General features: G+C 59.6%; 14 protein-coding genes. 5 read left to right on the top strand and 9 right to left on the bottom strand.

From position 1 onward, the window contains the following. The first annotated feature begins 167 nt into the window (after positions 1 to 167). On the top strand, positions 168 to 866 hold the full coding sequence (locus AC1RS8_RS19565) for a DNA-3-methyladenine glycosylase (protein ID WP_489339283.1): 699 nt from the start codon (positions 168 to 170) through the stop codon (positions 864 to 866). Positions 867 to 1,024: 158 nt separating this feature from the next. Then, on the top strand, positions 1,025 to 2,341 hold the full coding sequence (locus AC1RS8_RS19560; protein ID WP_057713155.1) for a bifunctional DedA family/phosphatase PAP2 family protein: 1,317 nt from the start codon (positions 1,025 to 1,027) through the stop codon (positions 2,339 to 2,341). 90 nt (positions 2,342 to 2,431) lie between these two features. Here AC1RS8_RS19560 and AC1RS8_RS19555 read toward each other — a convergent pair whose 3' ends face one another. From AC1RS8_RS19555 to AC1RS8_RS19535, 5 genes are all read right to left on the bottom strand, one after another. Beyond that, positions 2,432 to 2,593: a hypothetical protein gene (locus AC1RS8_RS19555; RefSeq protein WP_157858919.1), complete on the bottom strand. Its 162-nt coding sequence runs from the start codon at positions 2,591 to 2,593 to the stop codon at positions 2,432 to 2,434. Between the two features lie 484 nt (positions 2,594 to 3,077). Then, positions 3,078 to 3,446 carry a hypothetical protein gene (locus AC1RS8_RS19550; RefSeq protein ID WP_057713154.1) on the bottom strand — a complete coding sequence of 123 codons (369 nt, stop codon included), beginning with the start codon at positions 3,444 to 3,446 and terminating at the stop codon, positions 3,078 to 3,080. Positions 3,447 to 3,650: 204 nt separating this feature from the next. Beyond that, on the bottom strand, positions 3,651 to 4,241 hold the full coding sequence (locus AC1RS8_RS19545; protein WP_046041675.1) for an LON peptidase substrate-binding domain-containing protein: 591 nt from the start codon (positions 4,239 to 4,241) through the stop codon (positions 3,651 to 3,653). A gap of 10 nt (positions 4,242 to 4,251) precedes the next feature. Then, positions 4,252 to 4,968: an LrgB family protein gene (locus AC1RS8_RS19540; protein ID WP_057713153.1), complete on the bottom strand. Its 717-nt coding sequence runs from the start codon at positions 4,966 to 4,968 to the stop codon at positions 4,252 to 4,254. Continuing rightward, positions 4,965 to 5,327, bottom strand: a complete 363-nt coding sequence (locus tag AC1RS8_RS19535; protein WP_057713152.1) for a CidA/LrgA family protein — start codon at positions 5,325 to 5,327, stop codon at positions 4,965 to 4,967. The genes AC1RS8_RS19540 and AC1RS8_RS19535 overlap by 4 nt, the downstream gene beginning before the upstream one ends. A 193-nt stretch (positions 5,328 to 5,520) precedes the next feature. Here AC1RS8_RS19535 and AC1RS8_RS19530 point away from each other — a divergent pair, with 193 nt between their 5' ends. From AC1RS8_RS19530 to AC1RS8_RS19520, 3 genes are all read left to right on the top strand, one after another. Next, positions 5,521 to 5,976, top strand: coding sequence for a MaoC family dehydratase (locus tag AC1RS8_RS19530; protein ID WP_046041672.1), 456 nt, complete (start codon positions 5,521 to 5,523; stop codon positions 5,974 to 5,976). Between the two features lie 115 nt (positions 5,977 to 6,091). Continuing rightward, positions 6,092 to 7,810, top strand: a complete 1,719-nt coding sequence (locus tag AC1RS8_RS19525; protein WP_090451601.1) for a C13 family peptidase — start codon at positions 6,092 to 6,094, stop codon at positions 7,808 to 7,810. A 27-nt stretch (positions 7,811 to 7,837) separates the two neighbouring features. After that, positions 7,838 to 8,479, top strand: a complete 642-nt coding sequence (locus tag AC1RS8_RS19520) for an oxidoreductase (RefSeq protein WP_057713149.1) — start codon at positions 7,838 to 7,840, stop codon at positions 8,477 to 8,479. A gap of 170 nt (positions 8,480 to 8,649) precedes the next feature. Here AC1RS8_RS19520 and AC1RS8_RS19515 read toward each other — a convergent pair whose 3' ends face one another. The 4 genes from AC1RS8_RS19515 to AC1RS8_RS19500 all read right to left on the bottom strand — a co-directional run bounded on the left by AC1RS8_RS19515 (position 8,650) and on the right by AC1RS8_RS19500 (position 12,976). Then, complete coding sequence (locus tag AC1RS8_RS19515) at positions 8,650 to 8,934, bottom strand: YceK/YidQ family lipoprotein (RefSeq protein ID WP_218497953.1); 285 nt, start codon at positions 8,932 to 8,934, stop codon at positions 8,650 to 8,652. Beyond that, positions 8,927 to 9,559 (bottom strand): flavin prenyltransferase UbiX, encoded by a 633-nt coding sequence (gene ubiX, locus AC1RS8_RS19510; RefSeq protein ID WP_057713147.1) that lies wholly within the window; start codon positions 9,557 to 9,559, stop codon positions 8,927 to 8,929. Before ubiX ends, AC1RS8_RS19515 begins: the two co-directional genes overlap by 8 nt. Beyond that, complete coding sequence (gene mpl, locus AC1RS8_RS19505; RefSeq protein WP_489339284.1) at positions 9,556 to 10,905, bottom strand: UDP-N-acetylmuramate:L-alanyl-gamma-D-glutamyl-meso-diaminopimelate ligase; 1,350 nt, start codon at positions 10,903 to 10,905, stop codon at positions 9,556 to 9,558. The genes ubiX and mpl overlap by 4 nt, the downstream gene beginning before the upstream one ends. A 157-nt stretch (positions 10,906 to 11,062) precedes the next feature. Next, a complete protein-coding gene (locus tag AC1RS8_RS19500; RefSeq protein ID WP_489339285.1) occupies positions 11,063 to 12,976 on the bottom strand; it encodes a sigma-54-dependent Fis family transcriptional regulator in 1,914 nt (637 codons plus the stop codon). Between the last annotated feature and the right edge of the window lie 123 nt (positions 12,977 to 13,099).

The raw sequence follows: 13,099 nt of genomic DNA, 5'->3' as shown, positions 1-13,099 counted from the left end.
GGTCTTGGTAAAGAGTAAAGCGACAGATTATAGCTGTCGCGCCCACCGACTAACAGCGGTGACGGGCGGATGGTCGAAATGGAGGGCAAATTGCCGATGTTCAGCCGGGATTAAGCTGCAAATTGTTATCATCACGACTCATTCAGCCCTGACAAATGCCGGTCATCATGTCCAATCTGACTGTTCGAGCGTCCGCCGCGAGCCTGCCCACGGGTCTCCCGGACGCGTTTTTCGACCGTGACGCGCAAATTCTGGCCCGGGATTTACTGGGCAAAGTCATTCGCCATCGAGTGGGCGACCTGTGGCTCAGCGCCCGAATTATCGAGACCGAGGCCTACTACTGCGCGGAAAAGGGCAGCCACGCATCCCTCGGCTACACAGAAAAGCGTAAGGCTTTGTTTCTGGATGGCGGCCACATCTATATGTATTACGCTCGGGGCGGCGACTCACTGAACTTCAGTGCTCAAGGGCCGGGAAACGCGGTACTGATCAAATCCGCCTACCCGTGGGTCGATCAATTGAGCGGGCCGGCCAGCCTGGCGCAGATGCTACTGAACAATCCCGATTCCCAGGGCCACCCTCGCCCGTCACAAAAACTCTGTGCCGGGCAAACCCTGCTCTGCAAGGCGCTGGGCCTGAAAGTGCCGGTATGGGACGCCAAACGCTTCGACCATGAAGTGCTGCTGGTAGAGCACGTCGGGCAGACGCCCGCCCACATCATCCAGACCACGCGCCTGGGCATTCCCCACGGGCGCGATGAACACCTGATGTACCGCTTCGTCGATGCGGCCTACGCGCCTTATTGCACGCGCAACCCGCTACGACGGGGACAGGTCGAAGGTCGCGATTATTTTGTGCTGTCCTGAGACCGATCCGGATTTTGAAACTGAAGGAATCTTCTGTAGGAGCGAGCCTGCTCGCGATGAGGTCAGCACAATCAACATCACCGTTGACTCAAAGTGCGCTATCGCGAGCAGGCTCGCGCCTACAAGTAGAAAATTGAACATTTGATGGAGTGGTTTTTATGGGCCCATGGCTCGATAGCGTGACCGGATGGTTGGCGGCCAACCCGCAATGGCTGGCGGCAGCGGTATTCATCGTGGCCTTTGTGGAATGCCTGGCGATTGCCGGGCTGATCGTTCCCGGCACGGTGCTGCTGTTCGCCGTGGCGGTACTGGCAGGCAGTGGCGCACTGACGCTCAGTGAGACGCTCTTGCTGGGTTTCGTCGCCGGGGTGCTGGGTGACGTCATTTCGTATTTTCTGGGACGGCACTTCCATCAGAACATCCGGCGCCTGCCGGGCTTGCGCCATCATCCGGAATGGATCGCCGGAGCCGAGTCGTACTTCCAGCGCTACGGCATCGCCAGCCTGCTGGTTGGGCGCTTTATCGGCCCCTTGCGGCCAATGCTGCCGATGGTGGCCGGAATGTGCGACATGCCTTTCCCGCGCTTCTTCGCTGTCAGCCTGTTGGCTGGCGCGGGTTGGTCGTTAGCTTATCTGATGCCTGGCTGGGCCACGGGCGCGGCAATCCGCTTGCCATTGCCCGAAGGCTTCTGGCTCCAGGCCGGAGTTGTTGTCGGCAGCATTGCTGTGATGGTCGGCTTGAGCGCAACCAGTAGCCTGCGCCGGCATCGCAATGCCACGATGTTCATCACCGGCATGAGTTTTCTGATTCTGGCAGGGTTGTTTATCGGCTATTCGCATCTGAGCGCGCTCGATCAGGGCGTGATGACACTGGTGCAAGAGCATCGCAATCCGATGCTCGATGAAGTAGCCGTAGTCTTCACACTGATCGGCGAATTCCGCAACATGCTGGTGTTCAGTGCTTTGCTCGTAGCGCTACTTGTAATCGCCAGGCAATGGCCTCAAGCGATCTTCGCCTGCAGCACCCTGCTCTGCACGGCACTGGCCAACACCGCGACCAAACACTTCTTCGCTCGCGTACGTCCGGAAGTCCTGAGCGATCCACTGACCAGTTACAGCATGCCAAGTGGTCACGCCTCGGGTTCTTTCGCGCTGTTTCTAACCCTCGCCGTACTTGCCGGGCGTGGACAACCGCCACGGATGCGATTGACCTGGTTACTACTGGGTTGCATTCCAGCCTTGGCGATTGCCCTCTCCAGGGTTTACCTCGGCGCACATTGGCCGACGGATGTATTGGCAGGTGCAATGCTGGCGGCCTGTGTCTGCGCAGCCAGCCTCTGGCTGAATCAACGTCAGGCACCACTGAACGCAATGCCGCCCAAGGTCTGGTGGCTGCTGCTACCGGCGTTGGTGGCCCTGTTCGGCTTCTTCGTATTGCGGCACTTGCCCCATACGATGTTGCGGTATGCCTACTAAAAAGAGTGCAGTTTTATCTCGGCCTCTCATAAAAAAAGAACCCCGACCAATATGACGGGGTTCTTTTTGAATGCGTTCAGCTAATTGCAATCAGGCACGTTGACGTTTACGCATTTCCAGAATCAGTGCATCAGCGAGCCGGCTTGCTGCAATTGCAGTATCCTCGAAGGGCTGACCAAAACTTGCATGTTTGAGCAGGTAACCTACAGCGGCCGCTTCCCATGCCGCCCACTCATTGGTGAAAATAGTCATCATTGAAATCCTTTTGATATTTTGAAGTGACCCGCTTTATGCGGACAACCCCAAACTAATCAAAACACCGGTACCCAGCAATGCTGGCAATCGAGTGCAATGTTTGCCAAATGCTGCTCAGGTAAACAACTCCCCCTGCAACTCATCCAGTAACGCCTGAATCGCATTCAGTCGCTGCTGCGGATCATCGAGTTGCAGCAGGTCGAACTAGCCCGCTCGAAGATCGCGATTACTTTGTGTTGAGCTGACTGAGTCGGACCTGAAGTAAATCGAATCCTGTGGGGCGGGCCTGCCCGCGAAGGCGGAGAGTCAGGCGATATCAGTATCGACTGAAAGAGCCTCTTCGCGGGCAAGCTCGCTCCCACAGGGTGTTATGGAGTTCTTGAAGCCTGCGTTCGTCCCTTGGCGCAAATGGAACATCAGCCCACAAAACGTCATTCAAGGAATCGCTTTACCATCAACTACCAAAAAACCATATTACGACTTAGCTTCCGAATGGAAAGCTTGGCAGTTCCGAACCTTCCGTGCCGCGATACTTCGCAACGGCTGAATCGGCATTTTTGGCAACGCGGCCGGCAATGACAACATAGTCTTCAAGTTTCCAACGAACCTCTGTCGAAAACTTGATCATAGCGTCCCCTACATAACTATCCCAAAGCCGCTGCTCATAATTATCACGATCACCATTCAGGCCCGAACGACGCACCAGGATCAACGCATTGGCCGCATTGGCTGCAGAGTCCGCGGCAAACTGAACTTCGCCCTGCGGTGATTGCGCAGAAACATAGTTGACCATAATTCGAGAAAAGCACAACTCCCACAAAGCACGCTCGGCACCAGTAAAATTCTTCACAATAACAGCTCCTTATATATGTAACGCCCGCCTCATGCAGACGCAGCAAATATAATCACCACCGCGTGAACACTCAATACAAACCATCACCTTTAGTTATTAGAAATAAATACAGACTCAGCCGGCTGAACCTAAAATAAACCTCAAAAACAATGCCATTAAAAACAACATACAGCCAAGCCATCGGAAGTTCGCCAAAATCACTCAGGCAAACAACTCCCCCTGCAACTCATCCAGCAACGCCTGAATCGCATCCAGTCGTTGCTGCGGATCATCAAGTTGCAGCAGGTCGATCTTGTCCAGTTCCGCGAAAGGCAACAGGTACGCCAATTGATTGGCCAGTGATTGTTGCCCGGTCGCCTCAGTGCCCATGTTCAACGCTTCGACCATCGGGTGCTCAGCCAAGGCCTTGAGCAACGCAACCAGGTCGGCATCTTCGTCCTGCAAGGGTTGCTCGGGTTCGTCTTCCAGCCACTCGACCTCGGCGACGGTCAACTGATCGCGCTGGACTTCCGTTCGTAATACATGGAAACGCCGTCCGCCCTGAACCCGAATCCCCAGCAGGCCGTTGTCCTGTTGCTTGAAATCGGTGATCAGCGCCTCACACCCGACCAAGGCGTAACCCGCCGGGGCGATCCCGACTTCCTCACCCTCGAGGATGCACACCACGCCGAAACCGCCGCCCTGCTTCATGCAGCGGCCGATCATGTCCAGATAGCGCGCCTCGAAGATCTGCAAGTCGAGGATGCAGCCTGGAAACAGCACTGTATTGAGCGGAAAAAGCGGCAGACTCATAGACATTTCCTTACACCACCATCGACACCGCCAACGGCAGGAGCACCGCCGTGGCCACACCCATCAGGCTCATCGCCAGCGCCGCGAAGGCGCCGCACTCTTCACTTTCCTGCATCGCCACTGCCGTGCCGACCGCGTGGGCCGTCATGCCCAGTGCCATACCCCTGGCTTCCGGGCTATGCACACCCAGCCGGGTCAACAACGCCGGGCCGAAAATCGCGCCGATCACACCCGTAATCAAGACGAACACCGCTGCCAGCGCCGCGACACCACCGATCTGCTCGGCCACCAACATAGCGATAGGCGAAGTCACCGATTTCGGCGCCATGGTCATCAGGATCATGTGCTCGGCACCGAACGACCAGCCCAGCAACACGCCCATCCCCGTGGCCACCACCCCGCCTATCACCAGCGTAGTAAATATCGGCCAGAACAACTGCCGAATCCGTCGCAGGTTGAGATAAAGCGGCACCGCCAGTGCGACAGTGGCCGGGCCGAGCAGGATGCTGAGAATCTCGGTGCTCTTGCGGTACTCGGCATAGGTCAGGCCGCAGCCCACCAGCACGCCGATCACCAACAACATGGAGACCAACACCGGCTGCAAAAAGATCCAGCGGGTTTTCTCGAATGCCGCCAGGACGAGTTGATAGGCGCCAAGAGTAATGCCGATACCAAACAGGGGATGATGAATCACCGACGTCCAGGCGCCGTGCCAGTCGAAGATCATTGGCTGTCCTCGGAGTGAGCGTGCCCCTTGACCATACGATGCATCAGCACCCCGGCGAAGGCCATGGAAAGCAGCAGCGACAATACCAGCGCACCGACAATGGCCCAGAAATCCGCCGCGATGTCAGCGGCGTAGACCATCACGCCCACAGCCGGCGGCACCAGCAACAGGGGCAGGTAACGCAACAGGCTACTGGCCGCCAGGTTCAGCGGCTCGCCAACCTGCCCGCGACAGATGAGGTACACCAGCAACAGCAGCAACCCCACAATCGGCCCCGGCAGCACCGGCAAGAACAAATGATTGAGCGCAGTGCCGAGCAATTGGAACAGCACCAGCCACGTCAGGCCCCGTAACAACATCAAAGTTCTCCCGCAAAATCCGTCACCCGCATTGGCCGGGCATTATAAGCATGCTCGCGCTATAGACCGGCATTCGCCAAAAGCATTGTCAGTTGACCGCTGCGTTTGGCCATGTTGATCTAAAGTAGTAAGCCGGGAGGTCAGATCCCCGCAAGCCAAAACTATAAAACCGATGAACCCAAGGAGAGTCTCAATGCCCTATGTTCCAGTTGCGGAGCTCAAAGATTATGTCGGCAAGGAACTTGGACGTTCCGAATGGCTCACTATCGATCAGGACCGCATCAACCTGTTCGCCGAAGCCACAGGGGATTTTCAGTTCATCCACGTCGACCCGGTCAAGGCCGCGCAAACGCCATTTGGCAGCACCATCGCTCACGGCTTCCTGTCGTTGTCGCTGATCCCGAAACTGATGGAAGACATCCTCGTCATGCCCGAAGGCTTGAAGATGGTGGTCAACTACGGACTCGACAGCGTGCGCTTCATCCAGCCGGTCAAGGTCAATTCGAAAGTGCGCCTGAAAGTCGACCTGACCGAAGTCATCGAGAAGAAACCCGGCCAATGGCTGCTCAAGGCCACCACCACCCTGGAAATCGAAGGTTCGGACAAACCGGCGTACATCGCCGAACCCCTGTCTCTGTGCTTCGTATAAACCTTGCCGGATGCGAAGCAGCTCATGCTGTTTCGCGCCCTCACGCGGAACCTCACCCTATATTAAGGACACATAGCTGCGGCATACTCCCTCGCCTAATTGCCCGGAATCCGCTATGCGCCCACTTGCACTCCTTGCCTTGACCTTGATGCTCACCGCTTGCGGCGACGGCGAATCGCCATTTCCTCCTGACGCCCGCCTGCCGGACGGCGGACGTTATCGCGGTGACCTGGTCAATGGCTTGCTGCAAGGCAAGGGGCGTATCGACTACCCGAACGGCAGCTGGTACGCCGGCGAATTCGACAAGGGCCAGTGGCAGGGCCAGGGCGAATGGCATGGCAGCAATGGCGAAGTCTATCGCGGTCAGTTCAACCAGGGACTGTTCGACGGCCAGGGGGCATTGACCACCAACGCCAGCAGCTACAGCGGCGGCTTCAAGGCCGGCCGGCGCAACGGCGAAGGTACCCTCAAAGAAAACGGCATGAGCTATCGCGGAGAGTTCAAGGCCGATCAATACGCCGGCCTGGGTCGCCTCGAACTCGAAGACGGCAGTTCCTATCAGGGCCAGTTCGCCCACGGCAAACCCAATGGCGAAGGCCAGCGCGGCGACGGTAACGGCAATCAGTTCACCGGGCACTTTGTCGACGGCCAGCTGGAAGGCAACGGGACTTTCAACAGCGCCGACGGCGACATCTATGTCGGCAGCTTCAAGAACAATCAACTGCACGGCAAGGGCCGCTACGAAAACGCCGACGGCGATGTCTGGCTGGGACAGTTCAAGGAAGGCTCGCTGAACGGCAAGGGCGAGTTGATCGGCACTGACGGCAGCCACTACATCGGCCAGTTCAATGACTGGCGTTTTTCCGGCCAGGGCCGCCTGAACCTGTCCGACGGCAGCTTTTACACCGGCCAGTTCGACAACGACAGTTACCAAGGGCGCGGCACATTGGTGTTGACCGATGGCACCGTACTTAGCGGCACCTGGATCAACGGCCAGCGCGTACGCGACACCGAGGGCAAATTATTGCCCGACACCCTGGAACTCGGCCTGCTGGCCCAGGGCCGCCTGCTCGACGCAGCGCTGGCCAACGTTCCACACTCGACGCCGGCGGTGGAGCTGTATTCGTTGACCCTGGGGGGTGATGGCAAGCAAAGCGTGTTTCTGCGCGAATCCGACTACGTCGCCAACATGCTCACCACCCGTTTTCGCACCCTTGGCCAGATCCGCCTGGTGAACCATCGTGACCACCTCGCCGACCGCCCGATGGCTACCCGGGAAAACCTGCGCCGGGCTGCCCTGACGCTGGCCGAACGCAGCGGTCCGGAAGACCTGATTTTCATCTACCTGACCAGCCACGGCACCAGCGAACACGAACTGGTGCTTGACCAGCCACGCATGGAATTGGCCGATCTGCCAGCCGACGAATTGGCCGCTGTTCTCGCCCCCCTGAAAAACCGCGACAAGATCATCGTGATTTCGTCCTGCTACTCCGGCGGTTTCATTCCCGCCCTCAAGGATGAGCGGACCCTGATCATGACGGCCTCGCGGGCCGACCGAGTGTCCTTCGGTTGCTCGGAGGAAGCCAACTTCACTTATTTCGGAGATGCCCTGTTCGCCCAGGCCCTGAACCAGACCGATGACCTGGAACAAGCCTTCAAACTGGCCAAGGCCAACGTCGCCGAACGTGAGCTGGCGGACGGTTTCGAAGCGTCCGAACCACAGATCTGGGCACCGAAAACCGTCCTCTCGCATTGGCAACTCCTGCGCAAACAGCAGGCACGAAAAGCGCTGCAAAGTGCGTCCATCGAAAGCAAGGATGCAAACAGCAACTAAGCTGAATAGTATCAAGGGAGAAACACTATGTACTTGACGCCTCAGCACGTATTGCTTGCCGGAGCCACCGGCCTGACCGGTGAACATCTGCTTGATCGCCTGCTTAACGAGCCGACGATTACACGGGTATTGGCCCCCTCACGCAGGCCATTGGCCGAGCACCCGCACCTTGAAAACCCCGTCGGCGACCCGGCGGAGTTTCTGCCGCAGCTGAACGGCCGTGTCGACATCGCCTACTGTTGCCTGGGCACCACCATCAAACAGGCAGGCTCGGAACAGGCGTTCCGCGCGGTGGACCTGGACATGGTCGTGGCCTTTGCCAAACGCGCACGGGAGATGGGCGCACGGCACCTGATCGTGATCAGTGCCTTGGGAGCCGATCGCAGATCCTCGATTCTCTACAACCGGGTCAAAGGCGAGATGGAGTACGCACTGCGCGCGCAGGACTGGCCGCAGCTGACCATCTGCCGCCCTTCGCTGTTGCTGGGTGATCGCACCGAGCCGCGACTGGGCGAGAAAGTCGCCGGCCCGTTATCTCGGCTGATCCCTGGTAAATACCATGGTATCGAAGCCTGCCAACTGGCTCGCGCGATGTGGCGCCTGGCGCTGGAAGAGCAGGACGGGATCAGGATTGTCGAGTCGGATGAGCTGAGGAAGTTGGGCAAGTAAACCGCGAACCTGTGGCGATGGGGCTTGTCGGAACGCCGCACCGCCCCGTTCGGCTGCGTAGCAGTCGTAAATATGGAACTTGCGATGTATCAGAAAAATGGAGATGGCCGGTTTTGGGGCTGCTTCGCAGCCCAACGGGGGCAAGCCCCCTCGCCACAAAAGCGCTATACCTACAATCCACCCGTCGCCTGAAAACTCACCCCTATCACCGTCAGCAACGACAGTGGCAACAGCAGCGTGTCGAGCAACGCACTGGCCGGCAGATCAACACCCGGATAGGTCGGTGCTTCGGCGCCGAATCGGTCCATCGCACAGCACCCACCGTTCATTGCGTACAAATCCAGGCGAGTCCCGGCGTACACCACCGGCGCCCCCGGCTTGGCCGCATCGAGGGTGCGCGCCGTGGCGCACCCGGCCAATTGCAGCGCCAGCAACATCACCAGTAGCTTATTCATCGCTGGTCAGATGATGCTCGCCCCAGCGCGGCAACATGTCCTGAGGAATATTGAGCACGTTAAGGATCCGCGCCACGACAAAGTCGATCAGGTCATCGATGGTTTGCGGTTGATGATAGAAGCCCGGCGATGCCGGCAGAATCGTCACGCCCATGTTCGACAACTTGAGCATGTTCTCCAGATGGATGCTTGAATACGGCGCTTCACGGGGTACCAGGATCAACTGCCGACGTTCTTTGAGCGTCACGTCGGCGGCACGCTCGATCAGGTTGTTGCAGGCACCGGTGGCAATAGCCGACAGAGTGCCGGTGGAACACGGCACCACCACCATCGCCGCCGGCGAACCGGAGCCCGAAGCCACCGGCGACATCCAGTCTTCCTTGCCATACACGCGAATCTGCCCGGCGGCAGCCCCCGTGTATTCGGTGAGGAACGCCTGCATCATCTGCGGCTTGGCCGGCAGCGTGACGTCGGTTTCGGTGGCCATCACCAATTGCGCCGCCTTGGAAATCAGGAAGTGCACTTCACGATCTTCCCGCACCAGGCAGTCGAGCAGGCGCAAACCGTACTGAGCACCGGAAGCGCCGGTCATCGCCAGGGTGATGCGGTCCGGGCCGTTGTTCATGTTAGCGCCTCGGCGAGTTTGCCGTGCAGGCCACCGAAGCCGCCGTTGCTCATGATCACCACGTGAGTGCCTGGTTGCGCCTGACTCTTCACGCGTTCGATGATGCCTTCCAGGGAGTCGCTGACAATCGACGGCACGGTGCACAGCGCCGCCGTGGCCGCCAAGTCCCAGCCGAGGTTGGCCGGGGCGTACCAGATCACCTGATCGGCATCGACCACGCTTTCCGGCAATCCGTCGCGGTGCGCGCCAAGCTTCATGGAGTTGGAACGCGGCTCGATGATCGCGATCAACGGCGCATCGCCGATGCGTTTGCGCAGGCCATCCAGCGTGGTGGCAATGGCGGTCGGGTGGTGAGCGAAGTCGTCATAAATGGTGACGCCACCCACTTCCGCGACTTTTTCCATCCGGCGCTTCACGCTTTTGAAGGCGCTCAACGCGGCGATGCCCATGGACGGCACGACGCCGACGTGGCGCGCCGCGGCCAGGGTAGCCAGTGCGTTGGCGACATTGTGCTGACCGGTCATGTCCCACTCGACCACGCCTTGGGAAACACCTTCAAACATCACTTCGAAGACCGAGCCGTCTTCGCTGAGCAACTTGACCTGCCACTGGCCTCCGGCACCCGTGGTCTGCACCGGAGTCCAGCAACCCATCTCGATGACACGCTGCAGCGCCGGCTCGGTGGTCGGATGAATCACCAGGCCTTCGCTCGGAATGGTCCGCACCAAGTGATGGAACTGCCGCTCGATGGCCGGCAGGTCCGGGAAGATGTCCGCGTGATCGAATTCGAGATTGTTCAGGATTGCCGTGCGCGGGCGGTAGTGCACGAACTTGGAGCGCTTGTCGAAAAAGGCGCTGTCGTATTCGTCGGCTTCGATGACGAAGAACGGCGTGCCACCCAGGCGCGCCGACACCGAGAAATTCTGCGGCACGCCACCGATCAGGAAGCCCGGACTCATACCCGCGTGCTCCAGCACCCAGGCCAACATGCTGCTGGTGGTGGTCTTGCCGTGCGTACCGGCAACCGCCAGTACCCAGCGACCTTGCAGCACGTGATCGGCCAGCCATTGTGGGCCGGAGACGTAGGGCAGGCCTTTGTTCAGCACGTACTCCACAGCCGGGTTGCCCCGGGACATGGCATTGCCGATCACCACCAGATCAGGGGCCGGATCGAGTTGCGCCGGGTCGTAGCCTTGGGTCAACTCAATGCCCTGGGCTTCCAGCTGAGTGCTCATCGGCGGATAGACGTTGGCATCGGAGCCCGTCACGTGATGGCCCAGCTCTTTGGCCAGAACCGCCATTGACCCCATGAAAGTGCCGCAGATACCAAGAATATGAATGTGCATAGTCGACCTCGTAAAACTTGGTCGCAGGTTAGCTTAGGGAGGGGAAAATCGCACCTGATGTTTCAGAGTTGAGGGCGCCTTCGCGAGCAAGCCCTCTCCCACAGGGACCGCGTGTACCCCGTGGGAGCGGGCTTGCTCGCGAATGGTGCGACGCGGTTTACCGGGCGATACCGTGCTTGCGCAGCTTGCGATAAAGGGTATTGCGACTGACCCCCAACTGCTCCGCTGTATGCGTCATATGCCAGCGCGTCTGCTCCAGCGCCGTGAGTAGCGCCAGCCGCTCGGCATCTTCCAGCGGATGCTCCGAAGCTTCTTCAATCGTCGACACTACCGGCTGCGCCTGGCGAATCATCGCCGGCAAATCCTCCAGGCCAATCCACCCGTCCTCACACAGTGCTGCCAACGTACGCAGCACATTTCGCAACTGCCGCACGTTACCCGGCCAGGCGAACCCCAATAAGGCCTCCCGCGCCGGCCCGTCGATCAATACGGTTTCTCCGCCCGCCTCCTCGGCCAGCAAAAAGTCGAGCAACCGGGATTTGTCGCTACGATCACGCAAGGCTGGCAACGCGACTTCCAGCCCGTTGAGCCGGTAATACAAATCCTCACGGAAGCTGCCGTCCTGCACACGATCCAGCAACTTACGGTGAGTGGCACTGATGATCCGCACATTCACCGATTCCGGCTCGCCGCCGATCGGCACCACTTGCCGGTCTTCGAGCACCCTCAGCAAGCGCGTCTGCAAGGCCAGTGGCATGTCACCGATTTCATCGAGGAACAAGGTCCCGCCATCGGCTTGTTGCAACTTGCCGCGCATCCCCTCCTTGCGTGCACCGGTAAAGCTGCCGCCGCGATATCCGAACAGCTCGCTTTCGATCAGGCTTTCGGGAATGGCCGCGCAATTGAGGGCGACAAAGGCTTTCTCCGCCCGCTGGCTGGCGTGGTGCACCGCTTTGGCAAAGGCCTCCTTGCCGGAGCCGGTTTCGCCGTTGATCAGCAGCGGTACGTCGCGCTCGTAGACGCGCAAGGCTTTGCGGAAGTCCGCCTGCAACGTCGCGTCATCCAGGCAAATGCCCGACAGGCGCGGTGCTTGTGCGACCTTGGCCGCTGGCACCAACAGAGTTGGCAGCGGCCGCCGTGCCTCACCGCGCAATACCGCGAACAGCTTGCGACCATCACGGGTGCGCAACGGCCAACTGGCGGCGGCATTGGTGCTTGCGCGACCGAGCAACTCATCGAGCGAGCAATCGAAAAACGCCTCCACCGGCTTACCCAGCAAGCCGCCGCGAATATGTCCCAGCAGGTTCAGCGCACTCTGGTTGACGGCGCAAATGCGCCCTTCCCCGTCGAACGCCAGCAGCCCTTCGCTGAACAAACCGACGGACTCGGCTTGCAAGTGAAAACGCAACAACCATTGGTTGTCGAAGCAGCGCAGGAAGTAGCAGCTCTCGATCATCTTCGCCGATAGATTGACCAGTGCCATGGTGTGGAACTGGCTTTGCCGCGACACATCGCGCCGCGCCGACGACACGTCGAGCACCGCCAGCAATTCGCCATGGGGATCGAAGACCGGGCTCGCCGAGCAGGTCAGGCCGGTGTGGCGGCCGCGAAAGTGTTCGTCCTGATGGATGGTCAGCGACTGACGCTCCACCAGACAGGTGCCGATACCGTTAGTGCCTTCGCAGGCCTCGCTCCAGTCGGCCCCGAGCCAAAGGCCGGCGCGCTCGAAGATCTGGCGTTCGGCGGGCGCGGTGACGCAGTTGAGGATCACGCCGCGGGCGTCGGTCAGCAGCACTGCATGGCCGGCGCCGGAGAGCTGTTGATGCAGGCTGGTCATTTCATTGCCGGCGATGTGCAGCACTTGCTGCAAGCGCTCGCGGCTTTCCAGGACACGGCCATGTTCCAGCACCGTCGGCGCGATGCTCAGGGCCGGATCGAGGTGATAGTCCTCAAGGCAGCGCAGCCAGGAACGGGCGATGGACGGATCGCTACCCGGACCGTGCAGGTGGGTCTTGCCCTGGGTCACCGTCAATACTTGCTGGGCATGGCGACTCAAATGGTTGTCGTGCATTTCTTATTATTCTCCCCGGGGCTCGGCGACCCGTGCATGAGGTGATGCCGAGCATCCTCCAGCCCGGCCCGCATTGCAATGCCTGCAAGACCGGTTGGTCACAAGCTGTGCCACAAAGGGTAC

The sequence above is a fragment of the Pseudomonas sp. GW821-FHT12A04 genome (assembly GCF_058807755.1).
This window is presented reverse-complemented; position numbering and strand designations above follow the sequence as displayed.

Excerpts from the sequence above, each read along its gene's own strand:
- AC1RS8_RS19545 (WP_046041675.1), bottom strand. The coding sequence starts at position 4,241 with ATGAGTCTGCCGCTTTTTCCGCTCAATACAGTGCTGTTTCCAGGCTGC.
- AC1RS8_RS19515 (WP_218497953.1), bottom strand. The coding sequence starts at position 8,934 with ATGAATAAGCTACTGGTGATGTTGCTGGCGCTGCAATTGGCCGGGTGC.
- AC1RS8_RS19565 (WP_489339283.1), top strand. The coding sequence starts at position 168 with ATGTCCAATCTGACTGTTCGAGCGTCCGCCGCGAGCCTGCCCACGGGT.
- AC1RS8_RS19560 (WP_057713155.1), top strand. The coding sequence starts at position 1,025 with ATGGGCCCATGGCTCGATAGCGTGACCGGATGGTTGGCGGCCAACCCG.
- AC1RS8_RS19530 (WP_046041672.1), top strand. The coding sequence starts at position 5,521 with ATGCCCTATGTTCCAGTTGCGGAGCTCAAAGATTATGTCGGCAAGGAA.
- AC1RS8_RS19555 (WP_157858919.1), bottom strand. The coding sequence starts at position 2,593 with ATGACTATTTTCACCAATGAGTGGGCGGCATGGGAAGCGGCCGCTGTA.
- AC1RS8_RS19535 (WP_057713152.1), bottom strand. The coding sequence starts at position 5,327 with ATGTTGTTACGGGGCCTGACGTGGCTGGTGCTGTTCCAATTGCTCGGC.
- AC1RS8_RS19500 (WP_489339285.1), bottom strand. The coding sequence starts at position 12,976 with ATGCACGACAACCATTTGAGTCGCCATGCCCAGCAAGTATTGACGGTG.
- ubiX (WP_057713147.1), bottom strand. The coding sequence starts at position 9,559 with ATGAACAACGGCCCGGACCGCATCACCCTGGCGATGACCGGCGCTTCC.
- AC1RS8_RS19520 (WP_057713149.1), top strand. The coding sequence starts at position 7,838 with ATGTACTTGACGCCTCAGCACGTATTGCTTGCCGGAGCCACCGGCCTG.
- AC1RS8_RS19540 (WP_057713153.1), bottom strand. The coding sequence starts at position 4,968 with ATGATCTTCGACTGGCACGGCGCCTGGACGTCGGTGATTCATCATCCC.
- AC1RS8_RS19525 (WP_090451601.1), top strand. The coding sequence starts at position 6,092 with ATGCGCCCACTTGCACTCCTTGCCTTGACCTTGATGCTCACCGCTTGC.
- mpl (WP_489339284.1), bottom strand. The coding sequence starts at position 10,905 with ATGCACATTCATATTCTTGGTATCTGCGGCACTTTCATGGGGTCAATG.